The sequence below is a fragment of the Candidatus Delongbacteria bacterium genome, assembly GCA_041675285.1.
In the GTDB taxonomy this organism is placed as follows: domain Bacteria; phylum CAIWAD01; class CAIWAD01; order CAIWAD01; family CAIWAD01; genus CAIWAD01.
This window is the reverse complement of record JBAYTZ010000009.1, coordinates 116,950-132,805: the sequence shown is the minus strand read 5'-3', so window position 1 is coordinate 132,805 and position 15,856 is coordinate 116,950. Positions and strand designations below refer to the sequence as shown.

Annotated in this window: 13 protein-coding genes and 1 tRNA gene; 6 read left to right on the top strand and 8 right to left on the bottom strand. The window is 71.4% G+C overall.

All coding sequences use genetic code 11. From position 1 onward, the window contains the following. The first annotated feature begins 27 nt into the window (after positions 1-27). The 3 genes from WC326_10610 (at position 28) to WC326_10600 (ending at position 2,019) form a co-directional block, all read left to right on the top strand. On the top strand, positions 28-1,155 hold the full coding sequence (locus tag WC326_10610) for a Na/Pi symporter (GenBank protein MFA7331508.1): 1,128 nt from the start codon (positions 28-30) through the stop codon (positions 1,153-1,155). Between the two features lie 9 nt (positions 1,156-1,164). After that, positions 1,165-1,845, top strand: a complete 681-nt coding sequence (locus tag WC326_10605; GenBank protein ID MFA7331507.1) for a PhoU domain-containing protein — start codon at positions 1,165-1,167, stop codon at positions 1,843-1,845. A gap of 101 nt (positions 1,846-1,946) precedes the next feature. Next, positions 1,947-2,019: transfer RNA gene (locus WC326_10600), tRNA-Phe, on the top strand. A 75-nt stretch (positions 2,020-2,094) separates the two neighbouring features. On the opposite strand, the gene WC326_10595 is transcribed toward WC326_10600, so the two are convergent. Then, complete coding sequence (locus WC326_10595) at positions 2,095-2,835, bottom strand: SDR family NAD(P)-dependent oxidoreductase (GenBank protein MFA7331506.1); 741 nt, start codon at positions 2,833-2,835, stop codon at positions 2,095-2,097. 133 nt (positions 2,836-2,968) lie between these two features. On the opposite strand from WC326_10595, the gene WC326_10590 reads away from it, so the two are divergent. The 3 genes from WC326_10590 (at position 2,969) to WC326_10580 (ending at position 6,576) form a co-directional block, all read left to right on the top strand. Beyond that, positions 2,969-5,278: a carboxypeptidase-like regulatory domain-containing protein gene (locus tag WC326_10590; GenBank protein MFA7331505.1), complete on the top strand. Its 2,310-nt coding sequence runs from the start codon at positions 2,969-2,971 to the stop codon at positions 5,276-5,278. Then, positions 5,275-5,922, top strand: coding sequence for a class II aldolase/adducin family protein (locus tag WC326_10585; GenBank protein ID MFA7331504.1), 648 nt, complete (start codon positions 5,275-5,277; stop codon positions 5,920-5,922). The genes WC326_10590 and WC326_10585 overlap by 4 nt, the downstream gene beginning before the upstream one ends. 144 nt (positions 5,923-6,066) lie before the next feature. Then, positions 6,067-6,576 carry a septal ring lytic transglycosylase RlpA family protein gene (locus WC326_10580; protein ID MFA7331503.1) on the top strand — a complete coding sequence of 170 codons (510 nt, stop codon included), beginning with the start codon at positions 6,067-6,069 and terminating at the stop codon, positions 6,574-6,576. Between the two features lie 79 nt (positions 6,577-6,655). On the opposite strand, the gene WC326_10575 is transcribed toward WC326_10580, so the two are convergent. The 7 genes from WC326_10575 to WC326_10545 form a co-directional block, all read right to left on the bottom strand. Then, positions 6,656-7,591, bottom strand: a complete 936-nt coding sequence (locus WC326_10575; GenBank protein ID MFA7331502.1) for a dihydroorotate dehydrogenase — start codon at positions 7,589-7,591, stop codon at positions 6,656-6,658. Then, entirely contained in the window at positions 7,588-8,406 is an 819-nt protein-coding gene (locus WC326_10570; protein MFA7331501.1) for a dihydroorotate dehydrogenase electron transfer subunit, read from the bottom strand. The genes WC326_10575 and WC326_10570 overlap by 4 nt, the downstream gene beginning before the upstream one ends. Next, on the bottom strand, positions 8,403-10,772 hold the full coding sequence (locus WC326_10565) for a tetratricopeptide repeat protein (GenBank protein ID MFA7331500.1): 2,370 nt from the start codon (positions 10,770-10,772) through the stop codon (positions 8,403-8,405). Before WC326_10565 ends, WC326_10570 begins: the two co-directional genes overlap by 4 nt. Next, complete coding sequence (locus WC326_10560; GenBank protein ID MFA7331499.1) at positions 10,769-11,536, bottom strand: Sir2 family NAD-dependent protein deacetylase; 768 nt, start codon at positions 11,534-11,536, stop codon at positions 10,769-10,771. Before WC326_10560 ends, WC326_10565 begins: the two co-directional genes overlap by 4 nt. Next, the gene (locus WC326_10555; GenBank protein MFA7331498.1) at positions 11,509-14,277 is read right to left on the bottom strand and encodes a M6 family metalloprotease domain-containing protein; all 2,769 of its coding nucleotides are present in this window, start codon (positions 14,275-14,277) and stop codon (positions 11,509-11,511) included. The genes WC326_10560 and WC326_10555 overlap by 28 nt, the downstream gene beginning before the upstream one ends. Positions 14,278-14,326: 49 nt before the next feature. Then, positions 14,327-15,082, bottom strand: a complete 756-nt coding sequence (locus WC326_10550; protein MFA7331497.1) for a hypothetical protein — start codon at positions 15,080-15,082, stop codon at positions 14,327-14,329. Positions 15,083-15,409: 327 nt separating this feature from the next. Further along, on the bottom strand, positions 15,410-15,727 hold the full coding sequence (locus WC326_10545) for a hypothetical protein (protein ID MFA7331496.1): 318 nt from the start codon (positions 15,725-15,727) through the stop codon (positions 15,410-15,412). Positions 15,728-15,856: the final 129 nt, after the last annotated feature.

Below are 15,856 nucleotides of genomic sequence, written 5' to 3'. Positions count from 1 at the left end.
GTCCCACTGATCAGGACGGACACGCGCATGAGTCCCAGCCCTCCGCCGGCCACCCTGCCCCTCAGTCAGCGTCTGCTGCGTTTGGCCATTGTGCTGTTCCTGTTCTTCGTCTCCATCGAATGGATGGCGGAATCCTTCAAGCTCTTCGGTTCGGGCCTGACGGCCCAGCTGTTGAATCTCACCAGCAACCCCTTCACGGCCCTATTCGTGGGCATCCTGACCACCAGCATCGTCCAGAGCAGCTCGGCCACCACCAGCATGGTCGTGGCCCTGGTGGCCGCCGGCAGCCTGCAACTGCCCCTGGCGGTGCCGATCATCATGGGCGCCAACATCGGCACCTCCATCACCAACACCCTGGTCTCGCTGGCGCACATCAACCGCTCAGCCGAATTCCGCCGGGCCTTCGCCGCTTCCACGGTGCACGACATCTTCAATCTGCTGTGCGTGCTGCTGTTCTTCCCGCTGGAACTGGCCACGGGTGTGTTCAGCGCCAGCGGACTCTGGATGGCGCGCGGGTTGGAAGGCATGCACGGCCTGGACCTGATGAGCCCGCTGAAACTGGCCATCCATCCGGTGGCCAGCGGGATGATCCACCTGCTGGAGTCCATCCTGCCCGCGGACACGTGGTGGCACCCTCACGCCTGGCTCTCCCTGGCCTTGGCCCTGACCCTGCTGTTCGGGAGCATCCTGTTCCTGACGAACATCCTGAAAAGCCTGGCTCTGCAAAAGGCAGAGACCTGGTTCGAGGACAGCCTGTTCAAGTCCACCTCGCGCTCGTTTCTGATCGGACTGGGCCTGACTATGGCGGTCCAGTCCAGCTCCGTGACCACCAGCCTGATCGTGCCCATGGCGGGAGCGGGCCTCTTGAGCCTGCGCCAGATCTACCCCTACACGTTGGGCGCCAACATCGGGACCACCATCACGGCCCTGATGGCGGCCCTGGCCACCCAGAATCCGCTGGCCCTGGCCATCGCGCTGGTTCACACGTTGTTCAACGCCGCCGGCACGGCGGTCTTTCTGCCGCTGCGTGCGGTGCCGATCTACCTGGCCAGCCGGCTGGCGGATGTCTCCATGCGCAGCCGGGTGATTCCCTTCGCCTACGTCCTGACCGTGTTCTTCCTGATACCCGTCGCCTTCATTTTTCTTATGGATTAGGAGTGTTCCATGCTGAAGGGCTTTCTCAACCTGTTCAACAAGGACAGCCTGCTGGATCAGGCGCTGAGAGACACCGACACCATGCTGCAGCAGGTGGAGACCATGGTCCGGGTGGCCCGCCAGGCCCTGCGCGAGACCGACAAGGCGCCGCGGGATCTGGACATCTCCGGGATGGATCAGGTGGTCAACCGCTACGAATCCGAGGTGCGGCGCAAGGTCTTCACCCACCTCTCCGTGATGGGCGCCGAACAGGTCTACCCCTCGCTGGTGCTGGTGAGCATCATCATCGACGTGGAGCGGGTGGGCGACTACGCCAAGAACATCGTGGAACTGGCGCGCGAGCATGAGCCGCAGCTCAAGGGCGGCCCCTTCGAGGAGGAACTGCGGCGCATCGAGGAACACGTGCTGGACCGGCTTCTGCCCCAGGGCCGGCAGGCCTTCCAGCAGAACGACGAGAAGAGCGCGGCCGCGCTGATCGCCGACCTGTACTGGATCAATCCGGCTTGCGACCGCATCGCCAACATCCTGGTGGCGGGCAAGCAACCCGTCCCGCTGGATCCCTGCACCCAGGTGACGCTGGCACTCTACGTGCGCTATCTCAAGCGGATCAACTCCCACTGGCTGAACATCCTCACCAGCGTGGTGAATCCCTTCGACCGGATCGGCTTCCGCCGTGCGCCTCAGGACTGATTCCCAGGGTTCGGTGGGCAAAGAGCAGCGCCGCAACCTTGACTTTCGCAGCCTGCGGCGCTATGTTTTGGGCCTTGTTTTTGACCCGCCAGAGTCTGGACGCCACTTTAGCTCAGCTGGTAGAGCACGCGACTGAAAATCGCGGTGTCCCCGGTTCGATTCCGGGAGGTGGCATGAAACGGGGGGCCCGCGCCCCCCGTTTTCCGTTTCTGCCTTTCAATGGCCGCCGGGACCGTGCACCCTTCCCCCTTAGCGGCGCCCGCGCATCCTGCGACCGCCCCAGCGCAGCGGCGCGGCCAGTCCCGTCCACCAGCCGCCAGCCTGGGCCTGCGCCTGCCTGGCAAACAACGACCGCAGGAGGCGCTCCGCCAACACCCGCTGCGGCGCTGTGGCGGTGGAGCCCGGTGCCAGCGCCACTGGCGGGCAGAGCGCCAGCGTGAGGCCCACGCCGCTGCCCTGCAGTTCCTCCCGCAGCGCCAGCCCGTACTGCTGCAGCGCGGCGCAGGACGCCGCCTGGAGGGCGTGGCCGCCCAGCGCTCCCGGCATCGGACGCGGCATGGCCAGCAGGATGTAGCCGTTGTCCTCGTGCAGCATGTGGGCCAGAATGCCGCTGCGCAGCAGTTCGTCCAAGGCGCTGAAATTGGCTTCCAGCACGCGCCGGGCCTGGGGCAGGGGCGCAGCCAGGGCCTTCTCCTCCAGACTCTCGGCCGCCAGGAAGAGCAGCAGGTCCGGCTTGGCGCCGGCCAGGGACAGGAAGCGCAGCAGGTCCTGACGCCCCGCGTTGCGGGCCAGATCGGCCTGGAAGAGTTGGACGTGGACCATGACGGAGCCCAGGCTTTCGCGCAGCGCCAACAGGCCTTCGCCGTCCGCGTCCACCAGCAGCAGATCCGTGTCCCGGGTGGCGAGCGCGGCCACCAGGGCGCGGGCCAACGGGGTCCCGATTCCCAGTACCAGGGCCAGCGGACGGACGCGTGGATAAGTGGTGTTCATGGGGGAAACGTAACACAAGCCGGGGCCGGGAGCCCGCTTCCCGCCTGAGCGTGAGGTATATTGCGCCATGAGCATTCCGCGGTCCTACACTGCCCGATTCATACTCCGCTACGGCCGCCTCCAGGCGGCCTTGTTGGGTGCCACGTTGCCCGCGCTGCTGGCCCTGCCGATGCGTCTTGAGGCCCGCAGCACGCTGCGCCTCTGGGGCCAGGTCCAGCACCAGGCGGCCGGCGTGCCCGGCGCCCAGGTGATCGTCGCCGGGCGCGACACCTGCCGCTGCGATGAATTCGGCAACTACAGCTTCGCCGATCTGCCGATGGGCCCGCTGCAGCTGCGGGTGAGCGCCCCGGGCTTCGCGCCCCTGCGTCAGCGCCTCTGGCTGCGCAAGGAGGCCTTCCTGACCCTGGAGCTGCAACTCGAACGCCATCTGACGGAGGGCTTCGCCGCCGACAGCCTGCAGCTGCCCGGCGCCGGGCTGGCCGCGCCGCGGGATCTGGACCGCGACGGGCGCGAGGATGCCGCGGGCTGGCAGCCCCTGGCCCAGCCCGTCCAAGTGCAGCAGGACGGCCTGCCCCGGGAAGATCCTTGGGGCGGACTCTGGCTGGAGTCGGACACGGGGCCCACCCCGACCGGCGAGCGCGCCGCCGGCTGGCAGCCGCTGGGGTTGGAGGGCTTCTTCTCCAACCGGGGCTTGACAGGCTGGCGCCAGGCGCGGCCCCGTGCGACGGGCCCGGCGCTCTGGCTGGAGCGGCCGCTGGCGGGGGCGCTGGCGGCCGGTGGCCGGACCCGGTTGCGGCTGGGTCTCTGGCACGAGCTGGACCTGCAGGCCAGGTTGGAACAAGCCAGCGGACAGGCGCCCGAGCTGGGCCGCGGGCAGGGCGGCGCGCAGGGGGTCGTGGAGCACCGCTGGCTGGCGGCGCGGCACCTACTGCTGGGTCAGACCCTGCAGCTGGGCCGACTGGAGCGCCGCCGCCTGAGCACGGAACTGCCCCGGCTCTGGCTGCCGCAAGCCTCGCTGGAAGCCCTGGCGGAGGCCGAGCTGCGCCAGCGCCAGCTCGCCTGGCAGGGCCGGGCCACCTGGCTGCCCGCCGGCGGAGGCACGGGCGAGGTGCGGCTCTGGTGGCGCGAGCGCCGGCAGGAGACCCGGGGCCTGGAACTGGACCGTCCGACCCACCGCCTGCTGGTCACGGGCGACCTGCCGGAGCGGGCCTGGTTCGACACCCGCCGTGTGGAGCGCCGGCGCGCCCTGGGCCTGCGCATGGCGCTGGAACAGGCGCACGCCCGCGGCCTGCTCCAGGGGGCCGTCGGCGTGGAGTCCCACCACCGCCGGCTGGACGCCGCGCTGGGGGCCAACCCGCTGCTGCCGGGCGGGCGGGATCCCTGGCTGGCGCTGGACGAGGACGATCTGTTGCTGGAGGCGCGGTTGCGCGACCGCTGGGACTGGACGCCGCGCTTTTCCTTCGAGGCCTGCCTGGACCTGCGCTATCACTTCTACGAATTGCGGCGGAGGCCGGTGGGATTGTTCCAGCTGGGCGACGTGCCCGACGCGGCCTTCAACCAGGATCTGCTGGCCCTGGAGCCGCGTCTGGCCCTGCTGCTGCGCCCGGGGAGCTGGGGCCTGGATCTGGCCTGGCAGCGCCGGCTGAGCATGGCCGGACCGGGGGGCGCCTGGGATCTGGGGCGCAGCCCCGACCGGCTCTGGGACCTGCCGCTGGTGGCCCCCGTCGGCTCCGAGGGCGAACTGGAAACCCTGCTGCCCGCGATCCAACTGGACGAGGTGGCCTTGCGCGGCCAGCGTCCGCTGGGTCGCAGCATTCGCCTCAATCTGGGCCTCTGGGGCCGCAGCTGGCACAACCTGCCGCTGGCGGGCTGGACGCCGCGCGAGTCCACGCTGGACCTGGCCCAGTTACTGCGGCCGCTCAACGCCCTGCAGGCGGGGCTGGAGGCCGGACTGCGCCTGGAGGGCCGGGCCGGCCACGGCAGCCTGGAGGGGCGTTGGAGCCGGCTGCGGGCGGAAGGCCGGCGCTGGCGGCCCCTGCCGGACACCAGCCTGTGGGTGGGCCAGGAGGCCGTCCTGCGCCGCCTGCCCGGAGAGGCGGCCTGGTCGGCGCGGCTGGAAGCCGGCACGCGCCTGAGCCTAGCCGGCTGGAGCCTGGCGCCGGCCGTGCAGGTGAGCGCCATGGGCGCGCGCGACCCGGAGAACCAGGCCGGCTGGACGCCCGAACTGCCCGGCGCCGCCTGGCTGGACGCCGAACTGCGGCTGGAACACGCCCGCACGCCCGGCTGGTCGCTGGCCCTCTGGGGCCGCAACCTGGGCCGGGATCCGCACCCGGCGGCGGGCTGGGTGGACTGGCGGGCCGGGGAATCCGTGGCCGTCCAGCGGACCCTGGCCGCGCCCGGACGACTGCTGGGCGTGCGCGTGGCCTGGGAGCCGGGCCGATGAGCGAGACCGAACTGCGCGCCGAGCTGGCGGATTGCGGCCGGCGCCTGTACCAGCGCGGCCTGGTGGTGGCCTACGAGGGCAACCTGAGCGTGCGTCTGTCGGAGACGGGGCGCGCCGGCCGGAACGGTTGGAGCTGGCTGCTCAGTCCCTCCCAGCGCTGCAAGGCGGAGCTGGGGCCGCGGGACTTCCTGAAACTCGACGAGCAGGGACAGGGCGCAGGGGCGGGGCAGCCCTCCAGCGAGTTGCCCCTGCACCTGGGGATCTATCGCCACCTGCCCGCGGCCCGGGCCGTGATCCACGCCCACGCCCCCTACTGCACGGCCTTCGCCTGCACGACCGAGGGCCTGACCCCCCTGCTCCAGCCCGAGCTCGTCCAACTGCTGGGAGGACCCGTGCCGCTGGCGCCCTACGCTCCCCCCGGCGGCGAGAGTCTGTTCCAGTCCGTGCGCGGCCTGCTGCACGAGCATCCGGTGATCCTGCTGGCCAATCATGGCGTGGTGGCCGTCTCACGCAATTCCCTGGGCGAGGCTTTCCACTTCCTCGAGCAGGTGGAACAGGTGGCCCGCATCACCTGGCTGGCGCGGCAGGCGGGAACCCCGCGTCCCTTGAGCCCGGCCGAGCTGGCCGCCCTGCACGCGCGCTGACCCCACCGGGGGTCTTTCACGTCCACTCATCTTGTCGTATGTTGATGAAGGCTTCTCCATGACCCGCGGGCATCGTGCCCCGCTTTTCCGGTTCGGAAGCCTCTTGCGGCGCGCACACCGCCCGCCGCCCAGCAGGAGAACGGCATGCATTTGAGCACCGGAGAGCCCCGGCACTGGCTGCGCCTTGGATCCATTCTGGCGCTGGCCCTGCTGCTCTCCTGCTCCTCCGTGCCGCGCTTCACCCGACCAGACACGCCCCCCGCGCGCCTGCGGGCTCCCAAGGCCCAGGCCCCCGCCCCGGTGCGCGCCGCGCGGCCGGTGGAAGCCCCCAGCTCCCAGACAGAGTTTCAGGCCGGCCAGATCTGGCGGACCACGGTCTCCTGGTACGGGGACGGCCTGCACGGCCAGTCCACGGCCTCGGGGGAGGCGTACGACCTGGGTGCCGTGAGCGCGGCCCACCGCGAACTGCCCTTCGGAACCTGGCTTCAGGTGCGCAATCTGGCCAACGGCAAGAAACTCGAAGTGCGGGTGAACGACCGCGGGCCCTTCAAGGAAGGCCGCGATCTGGATCTCTCGCGCGAAGCGGCTCGGCGGCTGGGCTTCCTGGACAAGGGCACGGCCGAGGTGGAAGTGCGGGTTCTCACCCTGCCCTGAGCGTTCCCCCCAGCCAACCGGACAAGGAAAACGCCCCGGGCGCTCGCCGCGGGGCGTCGTACGATTCAGCCGTCCAGGATCACCAGGGCCGCACGGCCCCCACCAGTTCGGCCGCCGTGGCCACCCCCTCGCGCTCCAGCCAGGCCTCGAACTCCGCCAGGATCCGCCGGGCGGCGTCCGGCTGGGCGAAGGAGGCCGTGCCCACCTGGACGGCGCTGGCCCCGGCCAGCAGGAACTCGGCCACGTCGCACCCGCTCTGGATGCCGCCCATGCCCACCACGGGCAGGCGCACGGCGCGAGCTGCCTGGTAGACCTGGGCCACGGCCACGGGCCGGATGGCCGGACCGCTGTAGCCACTGGTGTTGGTGACGGTGCGCGGCCGGCGGGTGCGCAGGTCGATGGACATCCCGGGAATGGTGTTGATCAGGCTCAGGCCGTCGGCGCCCGCGGCCTCCGCCGCCCGGGCCTGTTCGGCCACGTCGGCGGTCTGGGGGGTCAGCTTGACCAGCAGGCGGCCGCGCCAGACGGCTCGGACGCGCGCCACCAATTCGCCCAGCGGGCCGGGCCGGGCGCCGAAACTGATCCCGCCCTCCTTGACGTTGGGGCAGCTGACGTTGAGTTCGATGCCGGCCAGCGCGCCGGCGGTCGGCCCCGCTTCGTCCTCCAGTTCCTGGAGCCGGCGGCAGACGGTCAGGTAGTCCTCGGCCGTGCGACCTGCCACGTTGACGAAGACTGCCGTGTCCAGCCCGCGCAGGTAATGCAGCTTGTCCCGGCAGAAGGCCTCCAGGCCCGGGTTGGCCAGTCCGATGGAGTTGAGCAGGCCGTGCTCGGTCTCCGCCAGGCGCGGCATGGAATTGCCAGCGCGGGGTTCGGGCGTGACGGCCTTGCTGAACAGGCCGCCCAGCTCGTGCAGGGGCAGCAGGTCGTCCAGTTCGCGCCCAAACCCGCAGGTGCCCGAGGCCAGGCAGACGGGATTGCGCAGCGCCAAGTCCCCCAACCGCACGGTGAGTGTCATCGGCAGGCCTCCCGGGCCGGCTCGCTGTCGGCCAACTCGTCCAGTGCGAACACGGGCCCGGCCTGGCAGGCCAACTGGAATCCGCCGGTGGACACCGGAACCGCGCAGCCCACGCAGATGCCGATGCCGCAGCCCATCAGGGTCTCCAGGCTGAGCAGACAGGGCACGCCGGCAGCGCGGGCGTGCCGGGCCACGGCCTCCATCATGGGCTCGGGACCGCAGCAGTAGATGCGCCGCGGTCGCTCCGGCGCCTCAGCCAGCCAGTCCGCCAGCAGGTCCGTGACCCGGCCGGCGCGGCCCACGGAGCCGTCCTCGGTGCTGATTTCCATCGCCAGCTCCGGCTGGAGCGCGCGCGCCGCCGCCACGCCTGGCCGGTCGCGAAACCCGAAGGCCGCGCGCAACGGGCGCCGACCAGCCTCCTGCTCCCAGAGCGCGATCAGCGGCGCGATGCCCACGCCGCCCCCCACCAGCAGTCCCTCCTCGGCCGGATCCGCGTCCGCCGGCAGGCGGTCCAGGAAGCCGTGTCCCAACGGCCAGAGCACGGACACCTGCTCGCCCGGCCGGCGGTCGGCCAGCCAGGCAGTGCCCGGTCCCACCACCTTGACCAGGAACTCCAGCTGGTCCGTTCCGGCCCGCAGGATGGAGAACGGGCGCGGCAGGGTGTGGCCGGGGACGGCCAGCTGGGCGAACTGCCCGGCCCGGAAGGCGGGGATCCCGGCGTCCGGGCCCCGTTCGAGGATCAGCTGGAACTGGTCGGCGCCCAGTCCGCGGATCTCCCGCACGGCCAGCCGCTCCTGTCGGCGTTGCAGGGTCATTCCAGGATTTGCTCCAGTTTGAGACGGCCCAGTTCGCGGAAGCGCTCGCGCAGGCTCTGCAGGCGCTCGCCCAGCGGCCGGCCGGCATCCGGGTCCACGAACACGCCGCTCTCGTCCACGCGCGCCTCGGTGACCGTCACCTGCTGGGTCTCCTCCACGCGCGCCACCGCCGCCTCCGGTTCGGCCACGGCCTGGCCCAGGCGCCGGCGCACCTGGTCGGCGGCCGCGTGCTGCGGATAGGCGCGCAGGTAGCGCCGGTAGAAGCCGTTGGCCAGGGCGGGGTTCTCCAGATCCTCCCAGGCCACGGCCGCGGCGGCAAGCAGGGCCGTGGCGGCCTGGGGCGTGCTGGGATGGTCCTCCGCCACCTGGCGGTAGGCCCGGATCGCGCCCAGCGGATCCCGGCCCTCCAGGCGCAGCTCTTCGGCCAGCGCGAGTCGGACCGCGGCGCTGTCCGCCTCGCTCAGCGTGCGCGGCAGGCCCAGGCGGTCGCGGGCCGGGTTGGCTGCCAGGGAGAGGGGCCAGCGGCGGAGCAGGGTCTCCAGATAGCGGCGGCCGCTGCTGTCGGCGAAGGCGTCCAGCCGCAGGGAGCCGTAGGCGTAATGCAGGCGGGCCGCCTGCTCATCCGAGGCGCTGGGTTCGGCCAGCAGCAGGGTCAGCAGGCTGTCCGCCACCGGTGCCCGGTACATGCGCAGGGTCTGCAATTCGGCCAGGTAGAAGTGCTGGTCGAAGCGCAGGCGGGACAGGCTGTCGCCCGTGGCCTGCAGGCGCAGGCTGTCGATGTCCGGCCAGTGGCTCAAGGTGTCCAGCACGGCCGCCACCAGCAGCGAGTCCGACCGGCGGCGGCGCAGCTCGTCGTCCACGCGCTTCAGGCTGTCGGCCTCGTGGGCGCGCCTCAGGCTGTCCGCCTGGGCCACTTCGCGCTCCTTCTTCTGGAAGTCGAACAGGCGCACGCGGCTGCCGCCCTTGCGGCCGCCGCTCTCCGGGCGGCCCAGGCTGTCGGGCCGGGCCGGCTCGCCTTTGCCGAGAGCGTCGGCCGGGCGGGGCGGCGGGGATTTGGCCGGGGGCGTCGCGGGCAGCAGGGCGGCATCCACTTGTTGGGTTGTCAGGCTGTCACCCGTTCCCAGGCTGTCCGGCGCGCCCAGGACGCGCAGGGAGTCCGCCCGCAGGCTGTCCTGGCGGGCCCGCAACCGCGGCAGCAGGGTCTGGGCAAATTGCACCCGCACGCTGTCCGGGCAGAGGCCGGCCAGCGTGTGGGAGATCAGGCCGTCCAGGCGCCGGATCTCCTTGTGCGTGCGGTCCAGCGCGTCCACAAGGGTCAGGGCCACGGCGCTGCTGTCCGCCCAGCGGCTGCCGGACTGCTCCGTGGCCGTGCGTTTGAAGTAGACGCGCGCACTGTCCAACTGGCCGTCGTGCCGCAGGAAGGCCTGGGCCAGCGAGTGGGAGGCGGCGGCCGAACTCTCGGTGCGCGGGACGTCCTTCAGGATGGCGTTCCAGTCCGCCCGGGCCTCGGCCAGCTGGCCCCGGCGCTCGCGCAGCCAGCCCTCGCGCAGTTGCAGCGCGTGGCGGTCCGGATAGAAACGCTCGTCCTTGCCCAGTTTGCGCAGCCGGCGCTCCACCACGTCCAGGCGCCCCAGCCGCAGGTTGTTGTCCAGGCTGCCCAGCCAGGACTTGAGCAGCGGCGAGCGCAATGGGCGGAAGCGGCGCACGGCGTTGTAGTGCTTGAGGGCCTCCTCCCACTGGCCGCTCTCCTCCTGGACGGCGGCCATGTCCAGGTGGATGGCCGCCCGGTCCTGGTTGCGGCGCGCGATCTTCAGCAGGCGGTCCAGGGTCTCCACCAGCCGCTCGCGGTCGCCGTCCCCACGGTAGAGGTCGGCGTAGACGCGCAGGGCCTCCACGCGGTCCGCCCGGGGCAGGTCGTCCAGCGGCAGGCGGGCCAACTCCTCCAGGCAGGCGCCCTCGTTCTCCAGGGCCAGCAGCGCGCGGGCGCGCCAGATGCGGGCCCGGGGCAGCAGGGGCGAGTCGGGGAAGCGCGCCTCCAGTTCGTCGAACTTGCGCAGCGCCCGGCGCTGTTGGTCCATCCGCACGTAGCACTGGCCCACCAGCAGGATGGTGTTGTCCACCCAGCGCGACTCCGGGTAGAACTGGAGCAGTTTGGAGCTGATCTTCAGGCACTCGTCGTACTGGGCCCGGGCGGTCTTGGCCCCGCTGTCGGCCTGCAGGCGCTCGCCCTTGCGGTAAGCCTTGTCGGCGTTGTAGTAGGTGTTGAAGTAGGCTCCGCAACCGCTGCCCAGCAGCAGGGCGGGCAGCAGCCAGAGCAACGGACGCAGCAGGCGGCTCCGGCGCGGGCGGGGCGTGTGTGGGCTCAAGCGCGGGCCTCCCATCCTTCCAGTACGCGGACCAGTCCGTCCTCCGCGCCCAGCTCCACGTGCAGGTCGCCGGGCAGGGCGGCGTCCGATGCGGGGTTGAACACGATCACAGGGCGGCCCCGGCGGCGCAGCACCTCCAGCACGCCCGCCGCAGGCCAGACCAGGGCCGAGGTGCCCACGGCCAGCCCCACGTCGCAGCGCGCGGGCTCCTCCGCCAGCAGCCGCAGGTGCTGGGGCTGGAGGGACTCGCCGAACCAGACCACCGAAGGCCGCAGACGGCCGCCGCAGGAGCAGCGGGGCAGGGCGTCCGCCGGCAGCTCGGCCATGGGCCGCGCGGCGGCGCAGCGTTCGCAGTGCGCGTGGCGCAGACTGCCGTGCAGGGCGGCCAACCGGGCGGGATCCAGCCCCGCCGCCTGCCAGACCTCTTCCAGCAGGCCGTCCACGTTCTGGTTCAGGACCACGCCCGCACGCCGCTGCGCCAGCCGGACCAGCGCCCGGTGCCCCGGGTTGGGCCGGGCCTGGGCCAGGGCTTCCAGGCGCCAGCGATACCAGGCCCAGACCTCCTCGGGGGCGCGGTCGAAGGCCGCCGGCGTGGCCAGATCCTCGGGGCGGCGCTGCCGCCAGAGGCCGTCCGCCCCGCGGAAGGTCGGCACGCCGGAGGCGGCGGAGAGACCGGCGCCGCAGAGCACCAGCACGCGCCCGGCGGATTCGAGGGCCTGCCGGGCCTGGGCCAGGGCTACTTCAACAGCAGCAGGCGCGTGCACGCCCGGCCCCCCGCCTGTCCCGCCACTTCCGCCAGATAGAGGCCCGACGCCCGGCCGGACAGGTCCAGCGCGATCTCGTGGCGACCCGCCGCCTGGAGGCCCAGGGGCCGCTCCAGCACCTGGCGGCCCGCCAGGTCCCAGACGCGCAGAGTCAGGATCTCGGGGCGCGCCAGATCCACTGTCAGGTGGGTCTGGGGGTTGAAGGGATTGGGGTGCGCGGCCAGACTCAGACCCTGGGGACGCCGGTCAGGCTCCGGCGCGGGCGCCACGTCCGTCTCGAGGCCCTCGTCCAGCCAGGGCAGGGCCCGCCCCAGGAACTGCTCCAGGCTGAGCAGGTTGGCCGCCCCGTGGGCCGCCTCCAGGCTGAAGCCGGCCACCAGCAAGCGACCGGCCCCCGCCGTGCGGCGGAGCAGGGCGCCGTTCTGGCTCGAACTCCAGCGGCCGGCCAGGGTGCTGCCCGGCCGGGGCAGCAGGCTGGTGGTGGGCAGGTGCTGGTTCCAGGCGCCATTGGCTCCCACCAGCAGCAGGGCCTCGTCGTCCGTCAGCAGGCCGCCGGAACTCAGGCCCAGCACGCGGGGCATGGACGCCCAGGCCACGCCCGGGTCCGCGCCGAGGAAGGCGTGCCCCGCCTCGTCCAGACCGTCCAGCAGGTGCTGGCCGCTGAGCAGCAGGTGGCCGCCTTGTTCCACATAGTCGCCGAGGGCCTGCACGTCGGCGCCGTCCAGGGGCGCGGGGGCCTCCGCCGTGACCCAGAACACGCTGGGATAGAGGGCCAGATCCTGCGGCGGACCGCTCTCCGTGGGCCGGCGCCGCTCCACCACCCGGCCGCTGGACTGCAGGGCGTTCTCGTACCACTCGGCCAGTTCCGGCTCGGCGCCGTCCAGCACCAGCAGCAGGTCGCCCCGCCCCACCTGCAGCTCCGTGCGGCAGCTCTGGGACCAATCCGCCGGATCCCGGCTGGCGAGCACCAGTTCGCGGCGTCCCGTCGCCAGTCCGGCGTCCAGGCGCAGGTGGAAGAGTCCGCTCAGGAAGGCCTCGCCCGCGGCCACCGGCCCGTGGGACAGCCCGGACTCCAACGCCTCGATGCCCGGACCCGGAGCGCTGAGCTCCAGCCAGAGGCTGTCCACGCTGGCGCCGCGGTTGAGCAGGGTCAGCCGCAGGGCCACGTCCTCCCCCGCCTCGGCCACGCCGTCCTGGTCCGTGTCCTCCACCACTTGCAGAGCCGTGCAGAGCAGGTCCTGGTGGTTGAAGACCTGGAAGAAGCTCACGCTCATGCTGTCGGCGGGATCCCCGATCTCCGTGATGATGACCGGACTCTCCGTCCCGCCGTAGGGCAGGCTGGCCGGGCTGCTGAAGGCGTCGAAGTGCCGGTTGTTGGTGGCGCCCGGGAAGAGGTCGCCGGCGTCCACGCCCAGGTTGTGGTTCAGGTCGCGCAGTCCGTCGGCCTGCTCGAGATCCACCAGATAGTGGTCCTCGTCGGAGTTGCCGCCCGCGTTCTCATCCACGTGCCAGACGTAGAGCCCCTCGCCCGCCTGGTGCTGGTCCCAGGCCGTCAGGCGGCGGTTCTCGGCCAGGAAGTACTGGCCGGGATGCTCGGGCAGCTCCAGCCGGACCAGTTCGTCGGAGAGGTGCAGGGCGGGCAGCGGATGGTCGAGCAGCTCGCCCTCCACCGTGGTCACCGCGGCCCAGCCCAGGGCCTGCCGGCAATAGGCGCTCAAGGAGACCGGCGTGTGGGCGTTGCCGCCGGATCCGCCGCCGCCCCAGCTGCCGCCGGACATCACGCACCAGTTGCCCACGCCGCTGGAGCTGTAGTCCGTGTCGTATAGGTCGGGCAGGCCCAGCGCGTGGCCGAACTCGTGCACGTAGACGCCGATGGCCGACTGGCCCGTGCCCTGCAGCTCGGGCTGCATGGTGTAGTCGCTGATGGTGACGCCGTCCAGCTCCAGCTCCTGGCCCCACATGGCCCAGCGGTGGGACCAGATGTTGGACTGGTTGCCCTCTTCGGCGCCCTGGCCCGTGTGCACGACCAGCAGGGCGTCCACCACGCCGTCGCCGTTGTTGTCGTACTGGGAGTAGTCCACCTCGGCGTCCGCCGCCAGCACGGCTTCGCGCACCAGTTCCTGGGAGGGCGACCAGCCCTGGTTGTAGCCGTAGTAGTCGTGGGGATGCTCGGCCGTGTACCAGCCCAGCACGTCGCTCTGGGTGCTGAAGCGGTCGAAGGAGAGCGAGGTGTAGAAGTCATTGAAGGAGCCCGTGCCGTGCCAGCCGGACTGGTTCATCATCTGGTCGAAATTGGGCGCTTCCACCTGGGGCGTCTGGTCGGGGTAGCGGATCAGCAGCAGCAGCAGGCGCCACTGGCCTTCCACCCGCTCCCGCAGCTCCAGCCGGGCCCCGTCGCGCTGCTGGCGCAGGGCGCCCACGGTCTGACGCAGCCATTGCGGATCCGGCCGCAAGCCGCGCGCCGCCGGCGGCCCCGGGGCCCCCGGGCGATAGGCCTGGACGCCGGGCCTGAGGGAGCCGTCCGCCGCCGCCTCGGCGTAGCGCCAGGCCCCGCCGCGATCCTGGAGCAGCGTGTAGCCGTCCTCGGACTCAGCCCAATTGGCGAACTCGTCGCCCTGCAGGTGGAAGCGGAACTCCCGCCCCTGTGACTGCCCGCTGAGCCAGCCCGGACGGGCGGGAACGGCCAGGGCGGAAAGACTGCAACACAACACGAGGAACAGGGCGGACCAGCGCGGGCTCATGATTTCTCCCAGGATTGCTGCCTGAACCTAGAAAATGCAGGCTGGCTACTCAACGAGGCCGCTCTGGAAGCGGCGGCAGCGCGACCAGAGCCCAGCCGGTGGCCGGGACCAGAAACACTCCGCCCGCCAGCTCCACGCCCAGCCAGGAGCCCGCCTCCTCCCAGCCGGCCCGGTTCAGCCGGCAGTGGCCCTCCTGCAGAGGTTCGGGTTGCAGCCAGGCGCCGGCCTCCAGCGGCCCGGGCAGGGCGGCGGGCCGCCCCGCGCGCAGCAGGCAGCCTTCGCGATCCAGCAGGAGCCAGGGCAGGGTGTGCCGGCGCTCCAGCAGGTCCAGGTAGGGCGAGGCAGCGAATTCGCGCAGCACGGCCTCGGGGGGGCTGTCCTCCAGCAACACCTGCCGCCACTCGGCGTGGAAGGCCGCGGCGCGCTCCAGGAGCAGCAGGGCCTCGGCCAGCCGGGCGTCCGCCCTTTCCGGCTGGGCCCCCGGGGAGGGCGGGCCGGAGTCCGGGGCGGCCGGCCGGACGGGTTCGGGTAGGGGCAGGGCGAGCAGATGGCGCAAGCGGGCATTCTGGCGCTCCAGTTCGGCCACCAGTCGTCGATCCGTCTCGGCGGCGCGGACGGAATCCCCGGCGGCGGGCGGGGGGCTCGACTCCCGCTCGCGTAAGCGCCGCAGCGCCGCCAGCACGGCGTCCTCCGCCAGGGGCGGCGACGCGGCTTCGCCGGGCAGGACGGAGCGCAAGCGGGCCCGGGCGGGAAAGTCCCCCGGGCCGGACGGAATGGGCAGAGTGGGCCGCTGGCTATCCCTCATGTCGGGCGCTGAACTCGTTCGCTATTCTGTTTCCCGCAGAGTTTGTTCTGCATACGTCTGAACAAGTGAAGGGATTTCTCCACGAGTGGAACAGTAGGAAAGAGTTCAGAAGTTGTCAAGTCTCAAAGGTGAGCGGTTTGGGTTTGACCAGTTCTCTGATCTATAAGTTCATCAATGGTTTCCACCCGACAAGGCAGGAATGAACGATCGACCACTCGGGAAAGGGGTCGGTGGCGTGCCGAGTTTGGCACAACAGCCGGCGGTGCAGAGTCGGCAAGCTGAGGAGGGTCGCCCAGGACCCGCTGCCGGATCCCGGGCTCCAAGGGTCTACAACACCTTCTTCAGGCGGGCCATGAACAGGCGCTTGAGCAGTTCGCGCTCGTCCGGCACGTTCTCCAGGTCCACGTCCAGGGTCTGCATGAAATCAATCAGGCAGCGGAAGACGCTGTTCTTGGTGATCCGCTCGCGCTTGTCGCGGCGGTTGCGCATGATGGCCGCCACCGTCTCCTCCAGGTACTTGTGCTGGTCGGAGGAGATCAGGATGGAGAGCTTGGCCTCGTAGGTCTGGTACTTGGGGATGTGGTCCGGGGGCTTTTTCTCGGTCTTCAACCGGGACCGGACCAACTCGTTGGGATAGAAATTCATGCATCCTCCATGCGGATGCGATGCCATAGGCAAGCCGGATGCCAGAATGAGCGGCGGGGAGAAGTCCTTGAACGGCAACGGCTCCTCCGCCGGGCGGGCAGGACCTGCTGCAGAACTTTGGAATTTGTG

Coding starts and splice junctions, on each gene's coding strand:
- WC326_10580 (MFA7331503.1), top strand. CDS start 6,067: ATGCATTTGAGCACCGGAGAGCCCCGGCACTGGCTGCGCCTTGGATCC.
- WC326_10555 (MFA7331498.1), bottom strand. CDS start 14,277: ATGAGCCCGCGCTGGTCCGCCCTGTTCCTCGTGTTGTGTTGCAGTCTT.
- WC326_10605 (MFA7331507.1), top strand. CDS start 1,165: ATGCTGAAGGGCTTTCTCAACCTGTTCAACAAGGACAGCCTGCTGGAT.
- WC326_10570 (MFA7331501.1), bottom strand. CDS start 8,406: ATGACCCTGCAACGCCGACAGGAGCGGCTGGCCGTGCGGGAGATCCGC.
- WC326_10595 (MFA7331506.1), bottom strand. CDS start 2,835: ATGAACACCACTTATCCACGCGTCCGTCCGCTGGCCCTGGTACTGGGA.
- WC326_10545 (MFA7331496.1), bottom strand. CDS start 15,727: ATGAATTTCTATCCCAACGAGTTGGTCCGGTCCCGGTTGAAGACCGAG.
- WC326_10585 (MFA7331504.1), top strand. CDS start 5,275: ATGAGCGAGACCGAACTGCGCGCCGAGCTGGCGGATTGCGGCCGGCGC.
- WC326_10550 (MFA7331497.1), bottom strand. CDS start 15,082: ATGAGGGATAGCCAGCGGCCCACTCTGCCCATTCCGTCCGGCCCGGGG.
- WC326_10575 (MFA7331502.1), bottom strand. CDS start 7,591: ATGACACTCACCGTGCGGTTGGGGGACTTGGCGCTGCGCAATCCCGTC.
- WC326_10610 (MFA7331508.1), top strand. CDS start 28: ATGAGTCCCAGCCCTCCGCCGGCCACCCTGCCCCTCAGTCAGCGTCTG.